Consider the following 23,973-nt stretch of genomic DNA (forward strand, 5'->3'; position numbering starts at 1 on the left):
ATACGTTTTCCCCTTAAGTTAAGCTAGTAACACGTGCTCGAGGGCCTTTTTCAGCCTCTGGCGGTGCAACTTGTTTTGATTTTATTTGTGCGTCAATTACGTTTTTTGCAGCAATAAGCAGCCCAAGCCCTAAAAAGGCACCCGGTGGTAAAATTGCCAGTAAAAATTGGTTATCAAAATTAAATACTTCTATGCGCAAGCTCTGTGCCCATGGGCCAAGTAATAAGTCGGCTCCGTCAAACAGCGTACCTTGGCCAATTAATTCACGCATTGCGCCTAAAACAACGAGCACAATCATAAAGCCTAAGCCCATCATTAAGCCGTCAAACGCTGATAAATGAACAGGATTTTTAGAGGCGTATGCTTCGGCTCGGCCAATAATGGCGCAGTTAGTTACAATCAACGGAATAAAAATTCCCAATGATTGATATAAATCAAAGGTATAAGCGTTCATAAGTAATTGAACTATTGTTACAAAGCCCGCGATGATCATTACAAATACAGGTATACGAATATCTTTTGGCACCCAGTTACGCACAATTGATACGGTAACATTAGAGCCTATTAGTACGAGTAAGGTTGCTAAACCTAAGCCTAAGGCATTTGTTACAGTTGAGGTAACCGCAAGTAGTGGACATAAACCTAAAAGCTGTACAAGGGCAGGGTTATTTACCCATACGCCTTCTTTGTATAATGTTTTTAACTCACTCATTTAGTTACCTCTACACATTCGGCATTAGGTGCTGCAAAAATATCATCAAAATTAGTTTGTGCGAACAATACGGCATTTTTAACAGAGCCCACAACAGCACGTGGCGTTATGGTCGCGCCTGTAAATTGATCAAATTGGCCGCCATCTTTTTTAACAGCCCAGCGAGCGTCTTCTTCGCCTTCAACCGTTAAGCTTTTAAATGTTGTGATCCAAAGTGATTTTTTAACTTCGACTTTGTCACCTAAACCAGGGGTTTCTTCGTGTTTAGTCGTACGGACGCCAGCAATAGTGCCATCGCTCAATACCGCTGTTAATAAGTTAATATCGCCACTGTAGCCGTTTGGCGTAACATGCCTAATAACAACAGCGACTGGTTTATTGTTTTTACGAGCACGGTAAATTACTTGATTTGCGTGTGGGCCTAGTTTTTCGTCAGTAATAATTACGCAATCTTGTGATAATTGATTGTCGTACGATTTTGGGTCGAGCACTTCTTGTAACTGCGCAGTGAGTTGCAGTTGTTCTTGCTCTGCAATTTTATCGGCAGTAAGCGCATTGATAGAGGAAACTAAGCCCGTCGTTGCTAACGCAAACGCAGTTAAAATAGCACCATTTTTAGCCATTGACGAAATGATCATTTTACTGCTCCATGGCCATAAGTACGCGGCTGTGTGTAGTAGTCTATTAGCGGCACTGCAATATTAATCAGTAATACGCTAAATGCGATAGCATCAGGAAAACCACCAAAGGTACGAATTAAATAAATTAGTAAACCAATTAGCGCGCCATAAATTAAGCGCCCTTTGTTAGTTGTTGCTGCAGATACCGGATCGGTTGCTATGAAAAAGGCACCCATCATAGTGGCACCACTTAATAAGTGAAATAGGGTGCCCGGCTCTGTACCAGGTGATGCGATATAACCAATAGCACTACATACAGCTAAACTTGCGATAAAACTAACAGGAATATGCCAGTTAATTATTTTTGCTTTTAATAAGTACAAACCACCGGCTAAAAAGCCTAAGTTAACCCACATCCAACCAAGGCCAGCCCATTCGTTAAATATTGGCTTTTGCATGCTTTCGGTAACGGTTAAACCGTGTGCTATGTCTGTCTTAACAGTATCCAGCGGTGTTGCCATTGTTAGGCCATCAACCCCTGCACGCACTTGATCAAGGCTAAACCCAGAGGCCGTAAAATCGGTAAATATTAACCTTAACTGATCAGCAAAGCCTATTGGCGTATTTATTAAATCGGTAATAGGCAACCATGCGGTCATTTGTACCGGAAACGAAACTAAAAGCAGTACATAAGCCGCCATTGCTGGATTGAATAAGTTAAACCCGAGGCCGCCATAAAGCTGTTTGACTATAACAATAGAAAATAAACAGCCAATCACGATTATCCACCAAGGGGCAAGTGGAGGGATACTCAATGCCAACAGTACTGCAGTAAGCCACGCACTGCCATCACTTAATGCAGGCCAAACAGGACGCTTTCGTATTAGCATTATTGCTGCTTCGAATATGCTTACAGCAACAAGCGCTAGTACTAGTTGAATAAGCACACCTGTACCAAAAAAGAAAACTTGAGCAATTAGCCCAGGAATACACGCAGCAATAACGCTAAGCATTAATCGCGTTAACGATTTGTGGCTGTGATTATGCGGTGAACTGGCCATGGTTAATTTCATGACTGATTATTTCCTTCTTTTTGTAACTTTTTAGCTTTTGCTCTCGCAATTGCAGCAGCCACGGCGGCTTTTTTCTTATCGTCGGCTGATTTAGGTTTATCTGCTTCAGTAGAATTGAATGAGTCATCGGTGTTACTTTCTGCACTTTTAGGTGCTGCGCTATCAACTTGTAGCTCTTGGGTCTGAGTTTGTTCGGTATCTTCTAATGCTTTAGCTGCTTTTTTAGCTTTAGCACGAGCTATGGCCGCCGCTACCGCTGTCTTTTTATCATCAACAGGGGCATCAGTTTGTGGCTCTTCACTCACGGTTTGCTCAGCATCTTCTAGTGCTTTAGCCGCTTTTTTAGCTTTAGCGCGAGCTATGGCCGCCGCTACCGCTGCCTTTTTATCATCAACTGGGGCATCACTTTGTGGCGCTTCACTCACGGGTTGCTCAGCATCTTCTAGTGCTTTAGCTGCTTTTTTAGCTTTAGCACGAGCAATAGCCGCCGCTACCGCTGCTTTTTTATCATCAACAGGGGCATCGCTTTGTGGCTCTTCACTCACGGGTTGCCCAACAGCTTCACTTGCTTGTGCCGCTTTTTTAGCTTTAGCGCGTGCAATGGCTGCCGCTACAGCTGCTTTTTTGTCATTAACAAGGGCATCGTTTTGTGGCTCTTCACTTGCTTGTGCTGCCTTTTTGGCTTTAGCGCGAGCAATGGCTGCAGCAACTGCTGATTTTTTATCATCAACGGGCGCAGTTTCGGCCGATTCATCTGTTTGCGATTTTTGTTCTTTATATTTACGCGCTTGTTCTTTACGTAGTGCTCGCTCTTTTGCTACTTCGCTGTTGTCTGGCTCTAGTGCTTCGTCTTGTTGCTTTTTAGCTTTAGCGCGTGCAATAGCGGCAGCAACAGCTGATTTTTCATCGCCGTTATCTGATTTATTTTTAACACGAGCTAGTGCCTCAGCTACTTTTTGTTTTTCGTCAGCAGATTTAGCCGCAGGTTTACGTTTATGGCGGTTTTGGCGTTCTTCTTGCTCACGCTCTAAACGTTCTTTTCGAGCATCAAAACGCTCTTTTGCTCTGTCGGCTTTAATTTTTTYAGCTTGTTGTTCTTTAATTTCAACTTTGGCTATACGGTAGTACTGCACAAGAGGGATTTCACTTGGGCACACATATGCACAGGCACCACATTCAATACAGTCAAATAAATTGTGTTCTTGTAGTTTGTCGTACTCTTTTGATTTAGCAAACCATTGTAGTTGTTGTGGTAATAAAGAAGCAGGGCAGGCATCGGCACAGGCGCTACAACGTATACAGGCTTTTTCGGGGCCGGGCTCCGCAAGCTCTTTATGATCAGGCGCTAAAATACAGTTAGTTGTTTTAACTATGCCAATACGTACTGTGGGTAGCGTAAAGCCCATCATTGGGCCGCCCATCACAACACTTTGCTGCGGTACAGGCGAGAAACCTTGGCAATCAAGTAAATGCTTTATTTCAGTGCCAAGTAGTGCCCATACATTTCCAGGCTTATGAATAGTGTTACCTGTTACTGTAACTATACGCTCAATTAGCGGTTTGCCTTCATAAACGGCCTGTTGTACGGCAAACAAAGTACCCGTGTTATGCACTAAAATACCAATATCGGCAGGAATACCAATGCTAGGAACTTCACGGTTAGTAAGTAATTTAATTAATTGCTTTTCACCGCCAGATGGATAAATAGTTGGCACCGTTTGAATAATAATTTTTGAGTTATGCTCAGCTGCTTGCTTCATTGCTGCAATAGCTTCAGGCTTGTTGTCCTCTATACCCACAATGCACAGTGTTGGGTTTAAAAGTTGCTGCATTATTTCAATGCCTTGGATAACTTCTTTAGCGTGTTCGCGCATTAAAACGTCATCGGCAGTAATATAAGGTTCGCACTCAACAGCATTTACAATCAAAAATTCAATAGGTTGCTTGGTATCTGCTTTTACATAAGTAGGAAAACCAGCACCACCCATACCGCTAATACCGGCTTGATGAATAATATTTATCAGCTCGTCATGACTAAGCTCAGCAGGGTTTTTATTTTTATTAAGTGCTACCCACTCGTCTTTGCCGTCTGGTTCAATAATAACACTTAGTTCAGGCAGGGCCGATGGATGTGCTGATGGCATAGGTGCAATATCAGTAACCACACCAGAGCTTGGCGCATGCACAGGTATCGACCAGTTAGCAGCAGGCGCTGTTAGTGGTTGGCCTTTTAATACGTGTTGGCCTTTTTCTACAAGTAACCTACCGTTTGCACCTATGTGTTGCTTAAGCGCAACAATGAGTTTATCGGGCAAAGGTAGGCGAGTGATACTCGCACTATTGGAGAGTGATTTTTGTTGTGGTGGGTGTATGCCGCCAGGAAATGCCCACACGGTGCCTTTTTTTATTTGTTCAAGTAACTTGTCCACTCAAACCTCTAATCTATTTGTGTAACAGGAATAGCGTCTAGCTGCCATTTCCAGTTTTGTTTAGTTTCGGCTACAGGTAGCATATCAATGCAATCTACAGGGCAAGGCTCAACACATAAATCACAGCCAGTGCATTCATCAATTAATACAGTATGCATTTGACGGGTTGCGCCTAAAATAGCGTCAACTGGGCAGGCTTGAATGCATTTGGTACAACCAATACATTCGTCTTCGCGAATATAAGCCACTGTTTTTATAGGTTCTGCTTGCTCGCCGCCAGCAAGTGGTTTTTCATCAACACCCATTAAGCCGGCAAGCTTTTTCATGGTTGATTCGCCGCCCGGTGGACATTTATTTATTTCATCGCCATTAGCTATGGCTTCGGCGTAAGGGCGACAACCAGGGTAGCCACATTGTCCGCATTGTGTTTGTGGCAAAATAGTATCAATTTGTTCAACAATAGGGTTGCCTTCAACACGAAAGCGAATTGCTGCAAACCCTAAAATAAGTCCAAAAACGAGTGCTAGCGAACCAATCGCTATCAAGGCATAAAACAAGGTCATATTAAAACTTCACTAATCCAGTAAAACCCATAAACGCCATCGACATTAAGCCTGCGGTGATCATTGCAATGGAGGCGCCTTTAAAAGGCGTAGGAACGTCAGCAGCAGCTAAGCGTTCGCGTAGTGCTGCAAACAATACAAGCACTAAAGAAAAACCAACAGCAGCACCAAAACCATATACTGCAGATTGTAAAAACGAATGATCTTCTTTGATATTTAATAAAGCCACACCTAATACCGCACAGTTAGTGGTGATCAGCGGTAAAAATATGCCAAGTAAGCGATATAGGGTAGGGCTGGTTTTACGCACAACCATTTCGGTAAATTGCACTACAACAGCAATTACTAAAATAAAGCTCATGGTACGCAAAAATTCGATATCCAGAGGGATTAAAATATATTGATTAACTAAATAGCTAGTTACAGAGGCAAGCGTAAGCACAAACGTGGTTGCCAAAGACATACCAATCGCTGTATCAAGCTTACCTGATACGCCCATAAACGGACATAAGCCTAAAAATTGTACTAATACAAAGTTATTGACCAGAACGGTTCCAATCAATAACAAGACATATTCTGTCATGTGTGCCTCACGCTATTAAAGTCCTGCGTATTATCCTTTTTTCTGCCCCGATAAACAACATTTGCGAGCTGTTATCAGTTAAATAAACGTCAGGACAAACATATTGATCACAAGGCTGTAAAATTAATGTGATCTTGATGTAAGGATAAAATAGTAGAAACAAAAAAAGAGCAACGAATGCTCTTTTTTGTATTAATTGAAAACCTGATTAGATGTCTTTAGGTTTTTCTATGTAATAACCTTGCACACCATCTAAACATAAAGTTTCTATAATGTGCTTTTCTTCTTGGCTCTCAACGCCTTCAGCAAATACGCTAACACCAATACGGTGGGCTAAATCAACCATTAAGCGCATAAAGTACTGATTGTTTTTATCGTCTTCAAGGCCGCGAGTGTAACTTGCATCCATTTTAATAAAATCAGGTTTTAAATCGCGGAAAAACTTAAATGAGGTTAAACCAACACCAAAACGTTCAACAGTTACGCGGGCGCCTACGCGGTGCACCATATCAATAAAGCGCTTACTGGCTTTAATATTTTGTTGTAAGCCAAATTCACTTACTTCAAAAATAAGCTTTGATGCAATATGCGTGTCTTTTAACAAGCGGCGTTCTAGCCAAATAACAAACTGATCGTTGTGCGCACTTGAGGCTGTAACGTTTAAACCAAAAAACTTTTCAGATAAATTACGGCTTTTCACTTTTTCAAGGGAAGAGTCGATTATCAGGCGGTCAATTTCTATTGCCATATCAAGCTTTTCAGCCATAGCTAAAAAAGAGGCCGTAGGGAGTACTTGATTGTCTTCTGTTTTAAATCGCACTTGTATTTCAGCATAGGCTTTAATACTTTTACCAAGCGGCATAATGTTTTGCATAACTAAATGTACACGCTTAGATTCAATTACTTCGTTAATAACCTTACGCCAGTTTTGATTACCAAAACCTGCACTCACATTATTAACTAAATCAGTTTCACGTTGTACGTGCCATGCGTTTACTTGTTTTGATTGCGCCATACTCATCGCGTTATCAACAACAGAAAGTAGTTCGCCTAACGGCTTACCTTTTTCGTAACCTACAATACCTGTATTAGCTACCGAACTTAACTCTTGGTTTTGTTGGTACTGTGTGAAGCGCGATTGCAGGTTTTCACCAAAGCGCTCTGCTTCTTTCAATGGAGTGTTGGGCAGTACTACAGCAAAGTCAGAGCTGTTTAATCTAAACACTTGGCTACCCGTGTAAGTGCCGCTTATGTGCTTGATAATATCGGCAACGCCTTTAACGTATTCGTCACCTTTTTGATAACCACGGCTTTGATTTATTGCTTGCAGCTCGCTACAACGAACCATAGCCAAAGAGCCAAATGTACTTTGTTCACTGTTTTCAATATTTTTTTCGTAGTACTCAACAAACATATTACGGTTGCCAAGCGAAGTAATTACATCTTTATACGCTTCATGCTTAATAGTCATAGCTGCACTTTGTATATCTTCGTTTTTACTTTTCAAAAAGTGAGATAAACGGTTAAAGCTAGGAACTAAATCTTTACCTAGTTTTTTTAATCGAGTGCCATCTAATGCTGTTTCTAAATCATTATCAACTTGGTTTTGGTTGATATAAATATCGATAATGTCAGCTACCGTCGTACTTATGTTTTTGTTCAAACGGTAAAAAATAGATTGCATTAGGATTATTGGAATAATAACCAAAATAGCAGAAATTAAAATAACGATAAAAAGGGATGTTTGCAGCTGAGTAGCTAAATGCGCAATGTTAAGTACAAATTCAACTTTTATATCTGCTGCATCGTTTACAGCAAATTGAGGACGTACAGAGTTCAATTTTGATAGTACAAAATCAGCAAACATTGGTAATTGGGTAGGGGGGTTAACGCTAAATATTTCAGCCCCTTGGTAGTCTCTTAGAGTAAAGCTTGTAAACGTTTTACCATCTGCAATTGATTGTTTTAGATTTTGAGCAGAAATATCGTCTAAAGAAAGGTCATTAATATACTTAGTAACAGTAGTTTGCGCACTTTTTTGCGCATCACTCACCGCAGTATCAAAGTTTATAGATATGAAGTAGCTTCCTGCTGCCACACACAATAACCAAGAGATAATTTGTATAAAAATAAGTTTTTTAAATCCAGCCATGTTTTCAGTCTTTTAATAATTCAAAAGGGAAGGAATCAAGTCCTTGATTAATAAACTAAGTACAGCGCATCAAGGAATAAACTAATGCTTTAGTTATATAAGGAAGAGTAGTGGAATTAGCTTGAGATGTCTATGAAATTCTTAGAATTGGCTCCCCCTCCCCGACTCGAACGGGGGACCTGCGGATTAACAGTCCGTCGCTCTAACCAACTGAGCTAAGGGGGAACTAAAGTAGTGATATTATGATGATGATTTGGCTCCCCCTCCCCGACTCGAACGGGGGACCTGCGGATTAACAGTCCGTCGCTCTAACCAACTGAGCTAAGGGGGAACTACATCATATACATAAACTTGGCTCCCCCTCCCCGACTCGAACGGGGGACCTGCGGATTAACAGTCCGTCGCTCTAACCAACTGAGCTAAGGGGGAATCGTTTATGGTTGAAAAACTTGGCTCCCCCTCCCCGACTCGAACGGGGGACCTGCGGATTAACAGTCCGTCGCTCTAACCAACTGAGCTAAGGGGGAAGCGTCTTGCCTTTCAACGGGGCGAAATATTAATGATGGAGCCGCAAAGTGTCAACATATAAAAGTCATAAATTGAAAAAAGAGGTTTATTCGTTGTTTTTGTGTTCGATCTGCGTGTTTTGTAGCTCTATTAAAGTTATTTTTATGAGAATTTAAGAACACCAATGTGACTTTTATTATTGTTGAGTCTTTAAATTAGTTAAATTAAAGACGCTATTAAAGTCACTTGTGATTAAAAATCAGCCCAAAAACATAAAAACTCATTTTTTCCTGGTGGGTATTCTTCGCATTTATTTACTTTTTTGCTTTAATTTTCTAAAAAAATACTTTTGTGAATACTCACAGAAGTATTTTTTACCCTTGATTGTGATCTAATCATTATTTATAAATAGGGTATTTATTTTCTGCGTTCAAAAATAGAACAATCAATAACTTAACTTTGTCTTAAACGTTTTTTGTTTACCAACGTGCAACTATGTTAAGAAGAAAAACCGGTGAGCTACGATTTTTAGTGTGAGTTTATAAAAATGCCACAATTAGCAAATGATTAATTGGTTGGACCTCATCGAAAATTGCGAGCCTCTCAAAGCCTTTATAAATGCGGCTTTGAATGAGTTATCCACGGTTTCTGTGGATAACTCTGTTTATGAAACTTTAAGAACATCATTGGCACCAATGGCCTAGGGCGCTACAACGATTTCAAGCTTTTAAATCATTATTTTTAATTTATTAAAAAACAGTAAGTTATGTTTTTATGGCTAAAGGGTGTAACTCGATGAGTGAATTTTTTCGTAACGATAAATCAAGTCATGCCTTTGTGTAAAAAAGCACCATATAACACAGAGTGTTTGTAATAATAGTTATAAAAATGTGTTTTAATTGTTTTTTGGAGTGTTTAGGCTCTATTTTAACAAAAAGATGCGAAAACGGAGTTTTACTATTTTTTAGAATATTTACTTCCGTAATTACATCAATTGTAGTGATAAATCCGTGGCTTGAACTGCCTTGATGCTTTAAAATGATTCGCTCAGTAAAAGAGGCCTATTTATTTCATGCGCGTAATTTCAAAATCTCAGACTCGCCCAGATTTACTAAACGATCCCATTTTGCCTACATTAAAGACGATGACCATCCCGATGATATTCGGCATGATCACACTAATGATGTTCAATATTGTAGACACCTTTTTTATAAGCTTACTTGGTACCGAACCACTAGCTGCCGTAAGCTTCACATTTCCGGTTACTTTTACCGTTATCAGCTTAGCAATAGGGTTGGGGATCGGTACATCAGCAGTAATAGCGAAAGCGCTCGGTAGTAATAAAATTGATGAAGCACGTTTTGATGCCAGTATTTCTTTAATGGTTGGCGTGGTTTTGGTTATTGTGTTGTCATCTGTTGGATATTTTCTGATTGACCCCATATTTACTTTGCTAGGAGCGGGCGCACAAGTATTGCCGTTAATACACGAATACATGAATGTATGGTTTATTGGTAGCGTATTTTTAATAACCCCAATGATTGGTAACTCGGTACTGCGTGCCAGCGGTGATACCAAAACGCCAAGTATAGTAATGGGCGGAGCCGGGCTGATAAACGCCGTACTTGACCCAATACTGATATTTGGCTTTGGGCCAGTACCAGCGTTAGGAATTCAAGGTGCAGCCATAGCAAGTGTTGTTGCATGGTCGGTCGCTGTGGTTATTATTTTATATATATTAGTGGTTAAAAAACGTTTGTTGAGTCTAAAAGCGGGCAAGCAAACTGTAACTGGCGCTATTCGTAAAATTTTAAAAATAGGCTTACCTGCTGCAGGTGCGAACATGCTAACACCCGTTGCAATGGCAGTAATGACCGCTATGGTTGCACACCACGGACCAGAGGCCGTAGCTGCATTTGGAGTAGGTAGCCGTATAGAATCTATCGCGAGCATATTAGTCCTTGCGCTATCTATGACATTACCGCCTTTTGTAAGTCAAAACTTTGGGGCAGGTAAACTGTGCCGCGTTAAAGAAGCGTACACAGGCACACTAAAGTTTGTGATGATATGGCAGTTTGCCATTTACGTATTACTAATTGTATTTTCAGGTGTTATAAGTCAATTGTTTGGCAAAGAACAAGCCGTAATAGATGTTATTAAGCTCTTTATTTATACCATCCCGCTAAGTTATGGCTTACAAGGGGTGATCATATTATCAAACTCATCGTTTAATGCATTACACAAGCCAATGAATGCGTTGGTATTAAGTGTCATTCGTTTATTTATATTTTATGTACCATTTGCTTATATCGGCAACGAAATAGCCGGATTATTAGGGTTATTTATTGGCGCTGCATTAGGTAATTTATTTACAGCAATAGTGGCGTATAAATGGTTTATGAAAGAGCTAGAAACGCTAAGCGGCGAATCGTTACAGGAGTGCGACAATTGAGCGATCATTTTCAACTAGTATCACAGTTTAAGCCCGCAGGGGACCAACCTACGGCTATTAAACAACTTGAAGAAGGTTTAGAAGCAGGGCTTGCGCATCAAACACTATTAGGCGCTACGGGTACTGGTAAAACCTTTACTATGGCCAATATTATTAGCGATTTAAATCGCCCAACAATAATAATGGCACATAACAAAACACTCGCTGCGCAGCTGTACGGAGAAATGAAAGAGTTTTTTCCTAATAATGCTGTTGAGTATTTTGTATCGTATTACGATTACTACCAACCAGAAGCTTATGTTGTATCAAGTGACACGTTTATTGAAAAAGATGCCTCAATAAATGAGCACATAGAACAAATGCGTTTAAGTGCAACTAAAGCACTGCTTGAACGACGCGATACTATTATTGTTGCCTCGGTTTCGGCTATTTATGGCTTGGGCGACCCGCAGTCATACATGAAAATGATGCTTCTTTTAAAGGTGGGCGAAAAAGTAGACCAACGCGATATGCTCCGCCGCCTTGCAGAGATTCAGTATACTCGTAATGATATAGATTTTAGCCGTGGTACGTATCGCGTGCGCGGTGAAGTCGTTGATATATTCCCCGCTGAATCAGATACATTTGCTGTACGCGTAGAAATGTTTGATGACGAAATAGAACGCCTAAGTATTTTTGACCCCCTTACAGGTGCAATTGAAAAACACATAGTACGCGCCACTATTTACCCAAAAACACACTACGTGACCCCGCGTGAAAAAATACTTGGCGCCATCGAAAAAATAAAAGAAGAACTAAAAGAGCGACGCGCACAGTTACTCAGTGCAAATAAGCTAGTAGAAGAGCAACGTGTAGCACAGCGTACGCAATACGATATTGAAATGATGACCGAGCTTGGTTATTGCTCGGGTATAGAAAACTACAGCCGCTATTTATCTGGGCGTACGCCAGGCGATCCGCCGCCAACACTACTTGATTACCTACCTGACGACGCATTAATGATTATTGATGAATCGCATGTAACCGTATCGCAAATTGGCGCAATGTATAAAGGCGACAGAAGCCGTAAAGAAAACCTTGTTGAGTACGGTTTTAGAATGCCCTCAGCAATGGATAATAGGCCACTGCGTTTTGAAGAATTTGAAGCTATAGCACCACAAACTATTTATGTATCGGCAACGCCTGGCGACTTTGAACTTGAGCGCAGCGCAGGCGAAGTAGCAGAGCAAGTAATTCGCCCAACAGGGCTGCTCGACCCACTTATAGAAGTACGTCCTGTGGGCGATCAGGTTGATGATTTACTCTCAGAAATATACAAAAGTGTGGAGAAAGGCGAACGCGTTCTGGTAACTACACTTACTAAACGTATGTCTGAGGATTTGACAGACTACCTAAGCGAGCATAACGTAAAAGTACGTTACCTTCACTCAGACATAGACACCGTTGAGCGCGTAGAAATAATTCGTGACTTACGAGCTGGAGTGTTTGACGTGTTAGTGGGCATTAACTTACTGCGAGAAGGCCTTGATATGCCAGAGGTGGCACTTGTTGCCATACTTGATGCTGACAAAGAGGGCTTTTTACGCTCAGCTCGCTCGCTGATACAAACCATTGGCCGTGCTGCGCGTCACTTAGATGGCCGCGCTATTTTATATGGCGACAGAATTACAAAATCAATGGCAAAAGCCATGGACGAAACAGCACGCAGGCGCGAAATTCAGCATGCATACAACGTTGAGCACGGCATAGAGCCTCATGCTCTGGCTAAAAAAATACTTGATGTAATGGATGTAGGCGAAGAAGCGGCCCCTAAAGACAACCTTAAACTTATTCGTAAAGAGTCTAAAAAGGTACTTAGTGCGAAAGAAATTGCCGTGCAAATTAAGCAGCTTGAAACCAAAATGCATGCATACGCCAGCGACCTAGAATTTGAAAAGGCGGGCTCTGTTCGCGATGAAATACATGAACTACAACAACAGTTGATTAATTAAAAATGACAGCAAACTTTACACCTCTTATTACTGCGCTTGAAGACGCGCCAATTTTAAAAAATGAACTATGTCGTGTTTTTCATGGCCGAGGCCACAGCGTCGAAGCATTAAGTCATATTAATTTAGACTTTTACCCGCCAAGTTTATTTTTGGTTTCGTACGACGAAATTGACGAGCAAACACTAAGCGAGCTCACTAATGTTGTGTGGCAATGGGCGCAACAAAATCAGCCTGAGCTTATTACTTCACTTGTGTATCAGCAACGCGCTGGCGTGCAAAGCCAAAATACCGTGGTTTATGGGCAATTACCTAACCCACATGTTGTAACCGAAAACGGCATTCGTTTTTTGGTTGATTTACAGAGCCGTCAAAATACCGGAATATTTCCCGATATGCGCAGCGGCCGTGAATTTGTAATGGCTAATAGCAAGCATGGCAAAGTGCTTAATTTGTTTTCGTATACATGTGGGTTTTCGCTTGCAGCCATGCAAGGTGGGGCAGATCATGTGATGAACATGGATATGAGCAAAGGTGTACTTAAAGTCGGCAAGCAAAACCATCAACTAAACGGCTTTGAGCGCGGCGTAAGTTTTTTACCTCATGATATTTTAAAATCGTTTGGAAAACTAAAAAAAGCAGCCCCGTTTGATTTAATAATAGTTGATCCGCCAAGCTTTCAAAAAGGCAGCTTTATATTAACTAAAGATTATCAAAAAGTGCTGCGCAGGTTGCCAGAGCTACTTTGCGATAGCACACAATTATTATTGTGTGCTAATAGTCCAGAGCTTAGCGAAGAGGCGTTTAAAGCATTAATAAACGAGCACACCCAAGGCGCAATTGAATTTGTACAGCGCCTAGCCCCCACCGAGCGTTTTATTGAAGTAGACAAGGACAAAAGTTTAAAAGCGCTTGTCTATAAAGCGTCACAAATACCTGCTTAAATGAAGCTCAGTAAACGCCTAACTGCCATTGATACATTAATTTCGCAGCGTCACGATATTATTTGGGATTGTTGTTGTGACCATGGTTATTTAGGCATGGCGCTATTAAAACGCGCAGCTGCAAACCAGGTTATTTTTGTAGATATAGTCGCCACTTTAATGAACGACTTAGAAGCGCAATTATCATCTATTAATAAATTACAAAAAACCTGTGATAAAAATCCGCAGTGGCAGGTCTTATGTCAGGATGTAGGCAAAATTGAAATTGCTCTAAGTAAAAGCCAAGTAGTTGTAATAGCGGGTGTTGGTGGTGAGCTGTTGTTAAGTTTAGTACAACAAATTATTGCTAATAACGCAGTGGAACATTTAAATAATGTTCGGTTTATTTTATGCCCAGTGCATCACACTTATAAGTTGCGAGTGGGTTTAAAACAACTCGGTTTAGGGCTTATAAGTGAACAAATAGTTTACGACAACAAACGTTTTTATGAAGTGATTGAAGTGAGCTTTAATACTAATAATGAAATTAGCCATACAGGCAACAAAATGTGGGACTTTGCTAGTACAGAGCACGCTATGTACCAACGACAACTCATAAATCATTATAATAAAATGCTCAATAAAGATAAGCCATACTATCAAAAAGTTATAACAGACTATCAAGAACTCATCGATAGTTAAAAAAGCCCAAAAGTAGGGCGTACATGTGATCTAATTACGACATTGACGACGTAATGTGTTCATAGTTTATATCGCACAACGCGAGTTTATTTGGTTTATTTATGTCAGATAACAAGAGTCACATTAATCATTTGCTTAGTAATGAGCAAAAATGGCAACACAGTTACGAGCAACCTATTTCTTATGCACCCCTTGTGCAATTAGCTAATAGTAGCTGGGTGGTGCCACAGCATTTTTTACGTTACAAGCACACGCTTCAAAGTGTAAACGAAGTACTTGAGAGTATTGAGTTTTCGGCTCACTTTAGAGTGCTCGCTGCACAAAAAGGTGAAGAAATCTATTTGCAAGTAGCAGTGCTGAGCCCTGATAACTACCAAAAAAGCGCATCTACTAATGAAGCCAAAGCTAAAAAACTATTATTTGGCAGACGCTGGATTGTAGAGGAAAACTTACCTACTTCAGAACTTATTCAAACTGCATTTTTAGCGTTAAAAGTAGCGCGTGAACATGAAGTAAGAGAGCTTTTTCAGTTAATGCAAAGTGGTGCAACAAGCACGCCATTTAATAACCATCACGATTTACCTGTAATGGCGCAAAACCCTGAACTTGTTAAAAGCGAAACGGTTACAAGTAACGTTGATAAAGTGCTTAAACGTATTGTATTTGCAGGAAAAAGTATTGAGCTTAAGAGCCAGCAGCAAGTAGCCGAGCAACATTTATATACTGTTGAGCTGTTGTGTGAGGATTGCCAGCTTAGCGAGTTTAATAAAAAAACAATCGCGTTTTTAACAGCAGACTCATCCGCTAATAGTTTTTTACACGGCTTAATTGCGGCATTGGTGGCCACAAGTAATGACTACGTAAACGAGCAGTTTAAATACAAAGGTTTTGCCCGCTTTAGTAAGCACGTTGCAGTTGAACAAATAGGTAACTTAAGTATCGCTATGCGCTCGCCAAGCACCGTAGGGCTTTGCTCTATGGGTAAGCAACATGCTAATCAGTTAAACTTTGAGATAGACAGTGGGCGAGCACCACAGGGCTGCGGGCAAGCTATTGGTGGGTTTTTAGCTGCTCACGGCATTGAGCAGCCAGAAAATGCACATTTATATCCAAATTACCTATAACAACTTAAAGTTTATTAATTTCATCTTTAACGTTAAAGCTTGAATCAGTAACAATAGCCTCAAGTGTTTGTACTCGCTCTTTTAATGCAAGCACTTGCGCGTTTGTTTCAGCTAATTGTTTATGGGCATCGCTGTTGTTGCTTTGCATTTTATGCTTAAACTCAAGATGCTTTTTATACATATCGTAAACTACTCCTGAGCCAACCGAAATTAGCACAATAAGTACAATCATCGTAGTTCCAGACATAACCTCATTCCTTCTCTTTTTATTATTCGTTTATGGCTAAAGTATAACCTTTAAGTGCTTTTGATAAAGCTGACAATTGTAACTTAATTTGTATACTTTATTTAATACCAATCTGCTTATATACGGGGTCTATTTAACGTTAAGAAAATTACGCTAGAACTAGGCAAAAGTTTTTGTATCTAGTGTTCTAAATAAAAAATTTTTAACGACGTTATAGTGCAATTTAATTCGTTAAATTGATCAAAGATTTATGCAGGTTGGTATAAGTTCAGCTTTGAGCGTGTTCATCATTTATACACTTTAGATATTGTTTAATGGCTGCATAGCCACCATATAATAAACATAATTAGTCAATACAGTGAGTTGCCATGTTAAATAATAAAATTCCACCGGTTATCGTTGTGCTTTTTTTTGCAGGCATAATGGCGCTTATTGCGCATTACAGTGTTATTGATTTCACCGCCTTTATTACCTACTTAGCAGCAAGTTTGGTCATTATTGGGTGTATTTTTTGTATTGCGGGGGTAGCGAGCTTTAAAATAGCAAACACCACAGTAAACCCTAATAAACCAGAGCAAGCGTCAAAACTTATTACGAGCGGCATTTATAAAATTTCGCGTAACCCAATGTATGTGGGTTTTGCATTTATTTTAGCAGGGTGGGGTGTTTGGTTAAGTTCCTTGTGGGCGCTTTTATGTATTATCGGGTTTATTGCCTATTTAACATTTTTTCAAATAATACCCGAGGAGCGTGCGCTCACTAAATTATTTGGCGAAGAGTTTACCGCCTATAAAGCGCGCGTAAAGCGCTGGCTGTAATCAATACCATTGACTTAAAACCTGAGAAACAAAAAAGGCTATCGATGATAGCCTTTTTTTGTTTTCAGCAATTGTATTACTAATTAATTGCGGCTTATTCGTATTCTAACGGGTCTGTAATGTTATTTAGTGCAAATGCTTCAAGGCGTTCTTGGCACGCGCCACATTTACCACAGGCCTTTTCACGGCCGTTATAACAGGTCCACGTTTGGCTGTAATCTAAACCCATTTCAATACCGTCGGTTAAAATACCAATTTTAGTATTATTTAAATACGGGCTAAAAATTTCTACCGCGTCGTAGTTAGCAATACGACACACATCATCCATTTTTTGCACAAATTCAGGACGGCAGTCAGGGTAAATAGCATGATCCCCAGAATGAGCGCCGTAATAAACTTGGCTAGCTTTAAGTGATACCGCGTAACCAACAGCAAGCGAGAGCAAAATCATATTACGATTAGGTACAATCGTACTTTTCATGCTTTCTTCTTCGTAATGGCCTTCAGGTACGTCAATATCATCAGTAAGTGATGAGCCACCAATAAGTTGGTTAATCGCCGAAATATCAACAATTTTATGTGGAACGTTTAATTTTTCACACACACTTGCCGCTACTTTAAGCTCTTTTACATGACGCTGACCATAGTCAAATGAAAGGGCATATACATCATGGCCTTGTTGCAGGGCTTTATTTAATACGGTAAATGAGTCCATACCGCCGGAATAAATAACAACTACTTTTTGCGTCATATCTGTTTTGCTCTTAGTTTTAATAGAGGTTTATATCAGGGCGCGATATACTACACGGCCGCAGCTTAAATAACAATTTTTGCACAGCGCTTTTTGGTTTTTTAATAGTAGCAATTTGGCTGCTAGGTAGTAAGTGAGATCTCTTTTGTACAAAATTAATGAAGTGTTTGAAACCATTCAAGGTGAAGCTAGCTTTACTGGCACACCCTCAATTTTTTTACGTCTGCAAGGCTGCCCAGTAGGTTGCTCTTGGTGCGACACTAAGCAAACGTGGGATGTTGATAATGTATATAAAGTATCGCTGGATGAAACCGTAGAAAAAAAAGCCGACTCAGATCATTGGGCTAACGCCAGTGCAGAGCAAATTTTAGCTTTGTTTCAATCACGTGGTTATACCGCAAAGCACGTAGTAATTACTGGCGGCGAGCCATGCATGTTTGATTTAAATCCAGTATGTAATTTATTACACGAACACGGTTTTAGCACACAAATAGAAACCAGCGGCACGTTTGAAATACTCGCACCAGAGCAAACATGGGTAACGGTATCGCCAAAAATCAATATGCGCGGCGGTTATGAAGTACTTACCAGCGCTATGAAGCGTGCCAACGAAATTAAACACCCCGTTGCCATGCAAAAGCACGTAGAAGAGCTAGAAGAATTATTTGCTAAAACAGGCGTTAATCCTAAGCTTGTTTATTTACAGCCAATTAGCCAAAAAGTATCAGCAACAAAATTAGCAATCGACACCTGTATTGCCAAAAACTGGCGCTTATCAATACAAGTACATAAGTATTTGGGAATTAGTTAAAGCCCGCTTAAAGTTATAGTACGTATGTTGGGTAGAGCGAAGCTAAACCCAACGAACCTCTACTTCCACACCGTTTTATAACAACTCTCTATAATATTTAAATACACAGGTCGGATAATCGAAGCGCCATCCGACACAGTAACTTATTTGAGTTTCGGCTAATATAAACAGCTAATTAATTATGATGTATGAAGTCAAGATTTGACCCCTATAGTCCTCTGACCCCTATAGTCCTCTGACCCCTATAGTCCTCTTACCAGCGCAATGAAGCGCGCCAACGAAATTAAACACCCCGTTGCCATGCAAAAGCATGTTGAAGAGTTAGAAGAATTATTTGCTAAAACAGGCGTTAATCCTAAGCTTGTTTATTTACAGCCAATTAGCCAAAAAGTATCAGCAACCAAACTTGCAATCGACACCTGTATTGCCAAAAATTGGCGCCTATCAATACAAGTACATAAGTATTTAGGAATTAGTTAAAGCCCGCTTAAGGTTATATTACGTATGTTGGGTAGAGCGAAGCTAAACCCAACAAATCTCCACTCCCGCACAATTTTCTAATAACCTTTCATAATATTTAAATACGTAGGTCGGATAAGCGAAGCGCCATCCGACACAGTAACTTATTTGAGTTTCGGCGAATATAAACAGCTAATTAATTATGATGTGTGAAATCAAGATTTAATCCCTCTGATTCCCAAGTACCAAAAATAATTAATTGGCACTTGGCTTATGAGTTAGTATAAATGTAGATTGTTGGGAAAGGAGTTACGTATTAATTTAAGATAGAGATATGATTATATGTTTTTATCAATCATAATATTAAATTTATTATAATAATAGCCATTAATTTCGTCAAAATTAGATACTCCACTAAAGCAGAATAATCCTCCAATTATTTCAAAAGTTAAATATAGAGTACCCTTAAAGTCTTCTTCGACTTTTAAGCTCTTAACAAAGCTGATACCACATAAATCGAAATCAAGTTCATATGGCTCACTTAAAAAATGACATTCAACAGTTTCCTCGTATATTTCGCCTTGATTGTGTGTTTGAGCAATAGTTTTTATACCATTAATTTTAATATGATTTTGATAATCTAAAATCATATTTTCATAATAATCAAATACGCTCTCAACAAATACTTTATCTAATTCAGTCGTAAAATTACTCACCGATGATATTGGAAATAGCTTTTTATACAAAAGTTCAGCGGTTATTCGTAAATTTACCCATGAAAACCTATTTTCTAAACCTATACAATGATCTTTGAAATATTTGTAATGATTAAAAAAATTATTAGCTGTGTTGTTCTGTTCAACCAATCGATTACTTTTCGCTTTTTGCTTTGAGGAATGAAATCTATTTATCATCACCGCCAATGTTAGCGGAACAGTTAATAACGCAATAGGGAAAGCGTAGTAACTTACAAACCCAGCTAATGACTCTGCACTAATATGAGGGTTGTAAAGACTTTTTGTTATTAAGTCCGTGGTCAAAATCCAAGAAATCCAGATGATGAAAAATAAAGGGATGAGAACTACCATCCAGAATAGTTTGTTCTCGTGCAGAGCTTTGTCTTCTTCTACTTTAAAGCACTCACTAAGCCACTTTAAAACCCTATTAGTCGTTTCCATATCAGGCCCACTGGAGTTTATTTTTAGACTACTATATTCAAAATAAACCAAAACACCAAGGGCTGGTTATGATCATACAAACTTACCTAAAGACTGCCCTAGGGTCAAATCTTGACTTCATACATCAAAACTATCGACTGCATATTCATACCTTGATCATGCTTTTACTTAATCAAAGTTTGAGTGAGTAACATAAAAGCGTTGCTCTAGAGTAATGCCTTTCTATATCTTTTTAATAGCTCAAAGGCTATTCAGCCGTTAAATAAGTTTGGGGCTATTTAATAGCGATCTTTAGTTGTAAACTTATAATTATAAAATCAATACTCACAAGGAAGAGCACTTGCATATCCAAATTGCAGAAAATATTAAACTAGCTCCTTTAGTGGAAAGCGATGCTGCGGACATTCTAAAGGCTGTTAATTTAAGTCGGGCAAGTTTAGGTAAATTTTTGCCCTGGGTAGAAGGGGTAAGCAATATTGAATCAGCTAAAAAGTACATACTCGACAGAGTAAACAGCGGGCTTAATGGTTCACGGTGGTTTAAAATTTATTATAAAGATAATCTGAGTGGTATTTTTGCAGTTAAGTCTATTTGCCCTGAGTTGGATGTAGCGGAGCTTGGTTACTGGTTAAGTAGTGAGGCACAAGGAAATAGTATTATCAGTCAAGTAATTACGAGAGTGCCAATCATACTCAAAAATACAAGCGCTAAAGTAATTGAGTTTAGATGCTTAGAACAAAATGCAGCTAGCATTAAAATTGCTTTAAAATCAGGTGCAAGTTTAGTTGGTACTATTCCAAACTTTGTATCGGTTGGTAATACACGACAACAACTTAATATATATCAAGTGGCTTTATAAATAACCCGAATACCAGACTCTCCAGAAATAACTCTGTCTATTTAATAACTTTTCTCATCAATTTCTTTCCCACAGCTATAACAATAATCATTGGGAAGCTTATAACTAGAAATAGAGCGCATTACTTGGTTTTTCTTACAGGCAGGGCAGGCGTAATTAATTGCAGAGATTATAAGCGCAATGGCAAAAACGAAACTACCGATATAAAACGGGTTTGAGTAAAATTGCATACTTGGCTCTGAAAAATTAAAACCGATAATACAGATGATTAAGGCAGTTAAATAAAGTTTAAATTTTAGGCTTTTATTCAAGGTTTAAATATCCAATTGGCAAGGTGCTAATAATAAGTGCTTTGTCAGTTTTAACAAATTATTTACTCAATTACTAATTAAGTTTTTACATAGCGAAAATGTATAGGCATAAAAAAGCGTTGCCCTTGAGCAACGCTTTTCTGTATATACTTAATAGCTGGTAGCTAACTTACTGTGCCGCTAGCTTATTCTGCCACAAACTTATTCTGCAGCTAAATAGTCCAACACTACTTGATGGTGATCTTTAGTTTTAAACTTATTAAATAGGTGTTTTATTTTACCGTCTTGGCCTACTAAAAACGTCAAGCGGTGAATACCATCGTACTCTTTACCCATAAACTTTTTGTAGCCCCATACACCAAATGCTTCAGCAATGGCGTGGTCTTCATCGGCTAATAGGTCAAAATTAAGCTCTTTTTTAGTTTCAAAGTTTTTAAGGCGCTTAATTGGATCTGGGCTAATACCTACAACGCGGGTGTTAAATTTAGCAAGCTGTGCTTGCTCATCGCGTAGGTTTTCGGCTTGTACAGTACAGCCCGGCGTTGACGCTTTAGGGTAAAAGTACACAAGCACTTGTTGCTCTTTTAACAGCTCGCTTAATGTTACTGTTTCGTCGTTTTGGTTTTGTAGGCTAAAAGCGGGTGCAGTATCGCCAGCTTGTAATGGACTAATTGTGTTCATGTTTAGCATCCTTAACGAATTCGTTTAAAAATATAATCTACGTTTAGTGTGTGAGAAAGGCTCTCAAAACTAATTTTAAATTGATCTATATCTACATCAACAGGTATGTTGAATTCAAGTTCACAACGCATTTTAATGTTGTCTTCTTGGGAATAAGTGTCTGACTTAAGTGAGCAAATACTAATATTATTGTCGGCAAAAAAGCGCGTTACTTTGCTCAATGTGCCTGGGGTGTCTATGCCTGTATATTCTAGTGTGTAACCTGCACAAAACTCCTCAGGAGTATGACTCGCGGTACGCTTCATCATGGTTAGCAGGCCAAGTTCCATGGCTTTAGTAGGCAGTACGTGCTCTATGCGGCTTATTGCCGACATGTCGCCGCTAAGTAGCATTATGAAGGTAAATTCGCAGCCTAAAATAGCAATACGGCTGTCAATAATGTTGCAGTGGCAATCGCTAACCAATTGGGTTAGTTCACTTACTATACCGGGTCTGTCTTCGCCAATCGCTGTTAAAACAATTTGATGATTTGAAAATGCAGTCATGAGTTCAAATACCTTGTTACTTGGATTATATCAACCGAGTTGGCAACACCAAAAATACACACAAGAAGTTGCACGGCGGCGAAGTTTAACACAAAAAGGGCTCTAAACTACAGCACGCGTTAATTAAGCGCTTTTAAAATGCGGTGTTTCTTGTTTTTACTGGCACGGGAAAGTACCATAGCTAAAATTTGCTTATTTGCGCTTAGTTTTATTGCTAAGTTGAAGTGCTGAACTTTATTGCATTTAGGCAGCCAAATAATAAATGTAAAGTTAATATTGATTTTACACTGAACCAAATCGGCATTACCCACTCATATATTTGTTAAAACAATTAAAGGGTATGCTAAGGAGAAATATCTGTGCAGTATTGGATCCCAAAAGCACTTGCAGTAAGTGTATTGGTAAGTTTATCAGGGTGTAGTGTATTTATTAATAAGGCACATGACGAGCGTAATTATCGTACGCATGAGCCTGTAAAAGCACCAGCGTCGTTATCTCAACCAGCTCAAGACCCAGTTTATAAAATGGATGTAGGTCAATACGACAATAATCCTGAAGCTACAAATTACCGCCCACCGGCACAAGTATTAACAATTGCTAAAGGCAGTTGGGTAGAAGAGACAGATAAACAAGCGCGTATTTATTTTGATAAAAACGATGGCATTGCTGATTTAGATGAGTTTCTTTGGGATACGATTAAATCTGTCCTAGCTGATAATAATGCGGCAACTACTAAAGAAGATAAACTACTTGGTATTATTGAAACTGATTGGTACTCAATCATTAAAACCGAAGAAAGTTTTTGGTGGTGGGGCGATGAAGTTAACGATGATTTAGAAAAGTTTAGATTCACTATTGAAGAAAAGTCTCATCAACGCACTGCGTCTTTACGTGTGGAGCTGATTGATTTTAAAGGTGATAAAACGCTAACAGACTTACTCAAGCAGCAGCTAGAAGTACGTGCGCTTAACCAAGTAGTGAGCGAATTTGATTACCGTTACCGTCAACTTGAAGTTGATATGCGTAAACGCCAAGGTATTATTTCTCTTGAAATGGGCTTTGATAATAAAGGTAATGCAGCACTTGTAACTGAGCAATCTTACGAAGCTGTGTTTGACCGTTTCTCTGGGTTTTTAGAGCGCTTGTCGTTCTCTATTGTTGAAATTAACCCAGATACGGGCTTAATTACTGCAGATTACACTAAACCAGAAACAAGCGTTTGGGATTCAATTTGGGGTGATGACGTAGCTCAATTACCTATTGATGAAGGCCAATATCAAATTTTAGTAAGTAAAACTAAAGAAGGCGGTACTAGCTTAACGTGGATGGATGATAAAGGCGAAACGCTTGAGCCAGGTACTATGAATGGTTTACAACAAGCATTAGAAGCAGCACTCATTCAGCGCGGCATTAAAATTTAAATAATAATAAGTTTTACCACAAAAAGAGCGCTATGCTCTTTTTGTGGTTTTTATAGGTTAAACA

General features: G+C 39.3%; 21 protein-coding genes, 4 tRNA genes and 1 pseudogene. 10 read left to right on the forward strand and 16 right to left on the reverse strand.

The window, feature by feature from the left end; genetic code table 11:
* Positions 1–13 precede the first annotated feature (13 nt).
* The 11 genes from EU510_RS01255 to EU510_RS01305 form a co-directional block, all read right to left on the reverse strand.
* Positions 14–712: an electron transport complex subunit E gene (locus tag EU510_RS01255; RefSeq protein ID WP_149591917.1), complete on the reverse strand. Its 699-nt coding sequence runs from the start codon at positions 710–712 to the stop codon at positions 14–16.
* The gene (gene rsxG, locus EU510_RS01260; RefSeq protein WP_149591918.1) at positions 709–1,350 is read right to left on the reverse strand and encodes an electron transport complex subunit RsxG; all 642 of its coding nucleotides are present in this window, start codon (positions 1,348–1,350) and stop codon (positions 709–711) included. The genes EU510_RS01255 and rsxG overlap by 4 nt, the downstream gene beginning before the upstream one ends.
* Positions 1,347–2,405: an electron transport complex subunit RsxD gene (rsxD, locus tag EU510_RS01265; protein ID WP_149591919.1), complete on the reverse strand. Its 1,059-nt coding sequence runs from the start codon at positions 2,403–2,405 to the stop codon at positions 1,347–1,349. Before rsxD ends, rsxG begins: the two co-directional genes overlap by 4 nt.
* On the reverse strand, positions 2,402–4,834 hold the full coding sequence (gene rsxC / locus EU510_RS01270; RefSeq protein ID WP_149591920.1) for an electron transport complex subunit RsxC: 2,433 nt from the start codon (positions 4,832–4,834) through the stop codon (positions 2,402–2,404). The genes rsxD and rsxC overlap by 4 nt, the downstream gene beginning before the upstream one ends.
* A gap of 8 nt (positions 4,835–4,842) precedes the next feature.
* The gene (gene rsxB, locus EU510_RS01275; RefSeq protein WP_002960333.1) at positions 4,843–5,397 is read right to left on the reverse strand and encodes an electron transport complex subunit RsxB; all 555 of its coding nucleotides are present in this window, start codon (positions 5,395–5,397) and stop codon (positions 4,843–4,845) included.
* Position 5,398: 1 nt separating this feature from the next.
* Positions 5,399–5,980 carry an electron transport complex subunit RsxA gene (rsxA, locus tag EU510_RS01280; protein WP_008134172.1) on the reverse strand — a complete coding sequence of 194 codons (582 nt, stop codon included), beginning with the start codon at positions 5,978–5,980 and terminating at the stop codon, positions 5,399–5,401.
* 208 nt (positions 5,981–6,188) lie between these two features.
* Positions 6,189–8,132: an EAL domain-containing protein gene (locus EU510_RS01285; RefSeq protein ID WP_149591921.1), complete on the reverse strand. Its 1,944-nt coding sequence runs from the start codon at positions 8,130–8,132 to the stop codon at positions 6,189–6,191.
* Between the two features lie 148 nt (positions 8,133–8,280).
* A tRNA-Asn gene (locus tag EU510_RS01290) sits at positions 8,281–8,357 on the reverse strand.
* A gap of 29 nt (positions 8,358–8,386) precedes the next feature.
* A tRNA-Asn gene (locus EU510_RS01295) sits at positions 8,387–8,463 on the reverse strand.
* 21 nt (positions 8,464–8,484) lie between these two features.
* Positions 8,485–8,561, reverse strand: a tRNA-Asn gene (locus EU510_RS01300).
* Between the two features lie 21 nt (positions 8,562–8,582).
* Positions 8,583–8,659: transfer RNA gene (locus EU510_RS01305), tRNA-Asn, on the reverse strand.
* Positions 8,660–9,711: 1,052 nt separating this feature from the next.
* Here EU510_RS01305 and EU510_RS01310 point away from each other — a divergent pair.
* The 5 genes from EU510_RS01310 to EU510_RS01330 all read left to right on the forward strand — a co-directional run bounded on the left by EU510_RS01310 (position 9,712) and on the right by EU510_RS01330 (position 15,828).
* Entirely contained in the window at positions 9,712–11,091 is a 1,380-nt protein-coding gene (locus EU510_RS01310) for an MATE family efflux transporter (RefSeq protein ID WP_149591922.1), read from the forward strand.
* On the forward strand, positions 11,088–13,082 hold the full coding sequence (gene uvrB, locus EU510_RS01315) for an excinuclease ABC subunit UvrB (protein WP_149591923.1): 1,995 nt from the start codon (positions 11,088–11,090) through the stop codon (positions 13,080–13,082). Before EU510_RS01310 ends, uvrB begins: the two co-directional genes overlap by 4 nt.
* Positions 13,083–13,084: 2 nt before the next feature.
* Positions 13,085–14,023: a class I SAM-dependent methyltransferase gene (locus tag EU510_RS01320; RefSeq protein ID WP_149591924.1), complete on the forward strand. Its 939-nt coding sequence runs from the start codon at positions 13,085–13,087 to the stop codon at positions 14,021–14,023.
* A complete protein-coding gene (locus tag EU510_RS01325) occupies positions 14,024–14,704 on the forward strand; it encodes a tRNA (adenine(22)-N(1))-methyltransferase TrmK (protein ID WP_149591925.1) in 681 nt (226 codons plus the stop codon). It begins immediately after the preceding gene.
* A gap of 101 nt (positions 14,705–14,805) precedes the next feature.
* On the forward strand, positions 14,806–15,828 hold the full coding sequence (locus EU510_RS01330) for a hypothetical protein (RefSeq protein ID WP_149591926.1): 1,023 nt from the start codon (positions 14,806–14,808) through the stop codon (positions 15,826–15,828).
* 4 nt (positions 15,829–15,832) lie between these two features.
* Here the strand turns inward: EU510_RS01330 and EU510_RS01335 are convergent, their stop codons facing one another.
* A complete protein-coding gene (locus tag EU510_RS01335; protein WP_149591927.1) occupies positions 15,833–16,075 on the reverse strand; it encodes a hypothetical protein in 243 nt (80 codons plus the stop codon).
* A 368-nt stretch (positions 16,076–16,443) separates the two neighbouring features.
* Here EU510_RS01335 and EU510_RS01340 point away from each other — a divergent pair, with 368 nt between their 5' ends.
* Positions 16,444–16,893, forward strand: a complete 450-nt coding sequence (locus tag EU510_RS01340; RefSeq protein ID WP_149591928.1) for a methyltransferase family protein — start codon at positions 16,444–16,446, stop codon at positions 16,891–16,893.
* A gap of 94 nt (positions 16,894–16,987) precedes the next feature.
* Here EU510_RS01340 and queC read toward each other — a convergent pair whose 3' ends face one another.
* On the reverse strand, positions 16,988–17,644 hold the full coding sequence (queC, locus tag EU510_RS01345; RefSeq protein ID WP_002960416.1) for a 7-cyano-7-deazaguanine synthase QueC: 657 nt from the start codon (positions 17,642–17,644) through the stop codon (positions 16,988–16,990).
* Positions 17,645–17,789: 145 nt separating this feature from the next.
* Between queC and queE the strand changes: the two genes are divergently transcribed.
* Both queE and EU510_RS01355 read left to right on the forward strand, forming a co-directional pair.
* Positions 17,790–18,455 (forward strand): 7-carboxy-7-deazaguanine synthase QueE, encoded by a 666-nt coding sequence (gene queE / locus EU510_RS01350; RefSeq protein ID WP_024591014.1) that lies wholly within the window; start codon positions 17,790–17,792, stop codon positions 18,453–18,455.
* Positions 18,456–18,698: 243 nt separating this feature from the next.
* Positions 18,699–18,935, forward strand: a pseudogene (locus EU510_RS01355) (7-carboxy-7-deazaguanine synthase QueE); the annotation flags it as partial.
* A gap of 317 nt (positions 18,936–19,252) precedes the next feature.
* On the opposite strand, the gene EU510_RS01360 reads toward EU510_RS01355, so the two are convergent.
* Positions 19,253–20,092 (reverse strand): hypothetical protein, encoded by an 840-nt coding sequence (locus tag EU510_RS01360; protein ID WP_149591929.1) that lies wholly within the window; start codon positions 20,090–20,092, stop codon positions 19,253–19,255.
* A 340-nt stretch (positions 20,093–20,432) separates the two neighbouring features.
* On the opposite strand from EU510_RS01360, the gene EU510_RS01365 reads away from it, so the two are divergent.
* Entirely contained in the window at positions 20,433–20,951 is a 519-nt protein-coding gene (locus EU510_RS01365) for a GNAT family N-acetyltransferase (protein ID WP_149591930.1), read from the forward strand.
* A 512-nt stretch (positions 20,952–21,463) separates the two neighbouring features.
* Here the strand turns inward: EU510_RS01365 and bcp are convergent.
* Together bcp and EU510_RS01380 are read right to left on the reverse strand one after the other, a co-directional pair.
* Positions 21,464–21,943 carry a thioredoxin-dependent thiol peroxidase gene (gene bcp / locus EU510_RS01375; RefSeq protein WP_149591932.1) on the reverse strand — a complete coding sequence of 160 codons (480 nt, stop codon included), beginning with the start codon at positions 21,941–21,943 and terminating at the stop codon, positions 21,464–21,466.
* Positions 21,944–21,954: 11 nt separating this feature from the next.
* Positions 21,955–22,488, reverse strand: a complete 534-nt coding sequence (locus EU510_RS01380) for a glycine cleavage system protein R (RefSeq protein ID WP_149591933.1) — start codon at positions 22,486–22,488, stop codon at positions 21,955–21,957.
* Positions 22,489–22,847: 359 nt separating this feature from the next.
* Here EU510_RS01380 and bamC point away from each other — a divergent pair, with 359 nt between their 5' ends.
* On the forward strand, positions 22,848–23,909 hold the full coding sequence (gene bamC / locus EU510_RS01390) for an outer membrane protein assembly factor BamC (protein ID WP_149591935.1): 1,062 nt from the start codon (positions 22,848–22,850) through the stop codon (positions 23,907–23,909).
* The last annotated feature ends 64 nt before the right edge of the window (positions 23,910–23,973 follow it).

Origin of the sequence: Pseudoalteromonas sp. FUC4 (assembly GCF_008370255.1) — a bacterium.
Taxonomy (GTDB): domain Bacteria; phylum Pseudomonadota; class Gammaproteobacteria; order Enterobacterales; family Alteromonadaceae; genus Pseudoalteromonas.

Bases quoted from the DNA above. Each gene is read 5' to 3' on its own strand.
- EU510_RS01325 (WP_149591925.1), top strand. From the start codon at position 14,024: ATGAAGCTCAGTAAACGCCTAACTGCCATTGATACATTAATTTCGCAG.
- rsxG (WP_149591918.1), bottom strand. From the start codon at position 1,350: ATGATCATTTCGTCAATGGCTAAAAATGGTGCTATTTTAACTGCGTTT.
- EU510_RS01360 (WP_149591929.1), bottom strand. From the start codon at position 20,092: ATGGAAACGACTAATAGGGTTTTAAAGTGGCTTAGTGAGTGCTTTAAA.
- EU510_RS01330 (WP_149591926.1), top strand. From the start codon at position 14,806: ATGTCAGATAACAAGAGTCACATTAATCATTTGCTTAGTAATGAGCAA.
- rsxB (WP_002960333.1), bottom strand. From the start codon at position 5,397: ATGACCTTGTTTTATGCCTTGATAGCGATTGGTTCGCTAGCACTCGTT.
- EU510_RS01285 (WP_149591921.1), bottom strand. From the start codon at position 8,132: ATGGCTGGATTTAAAAAACTTATTTTTATACAAATTATCTCTTGGTTA.
- rsxA (WP_008134172.1), bottom strand. From the start codon at position 5,980: ATGACAGAATATGTCTTGTTATTGATTGGAACCGTTCTGGTCAATAAC.
- EU510_RS01340 (WP_149591928.1), top strand. From the start codon at position 16,444: ATGTTAAATAATAAAATTCCACCGGTTATCGTTGTGCTTTTTTTTGCA.
- bcp (WP_149591932.1), bottom strand. From the start codon at position 21,943: ATGAACACAATTAGTCCATTACAAGCTGGCGATACTGCACCCGCTTTT.
- EU510_RS01380 (WP_149591933.1), bottom strand. From the start codon at position 22,488: ATGACTGCATTTTCAAATCATCAAATTGTTTTAACAGCGATTGGCGAA.
- EU510_RS01255 (WP_149591917.1), bottom strand. From the start codon at position 712: ATGAGTGAGTTAAAAACATTATACAAAGAAGGCGTATGGGTAAATAAC.
- EU510_RS01310 (WP_149591922.1), top strand. From the start codon at position 9,712: ATGCGCGTAATTTCAAAATCTCAGACTCGCCCAGATTTACTAAACGAT.
- rsxD (WP_149591919.1), bottom strand. From the start codon at position 2,405: ATGAAATTAACCATGGCCAGTTCACCGCATAATCACAGCCACAAATCG.
- EU510_RS01320 (WP_149591924.1), top strand. From the start codon at position 13,085: ATGACAGCAAACTTTACACCTCTTATTACTGCGCTTGAAGACGCGCCA.
- EU510_RS01335 (WP_149591927.1), bottom strand. From the start codon at position 16,075: ATGTCTGGAACTACGATGATTGTACTTATTGTGCTAATTTCGGTTGGC.
- queC (WP_002960416.1), bottom strand. From the start codon at position 17,644: ATGACGCAAAAAGTAGTTGTTATTTATTCCGGCGGTATGGACTCATTT.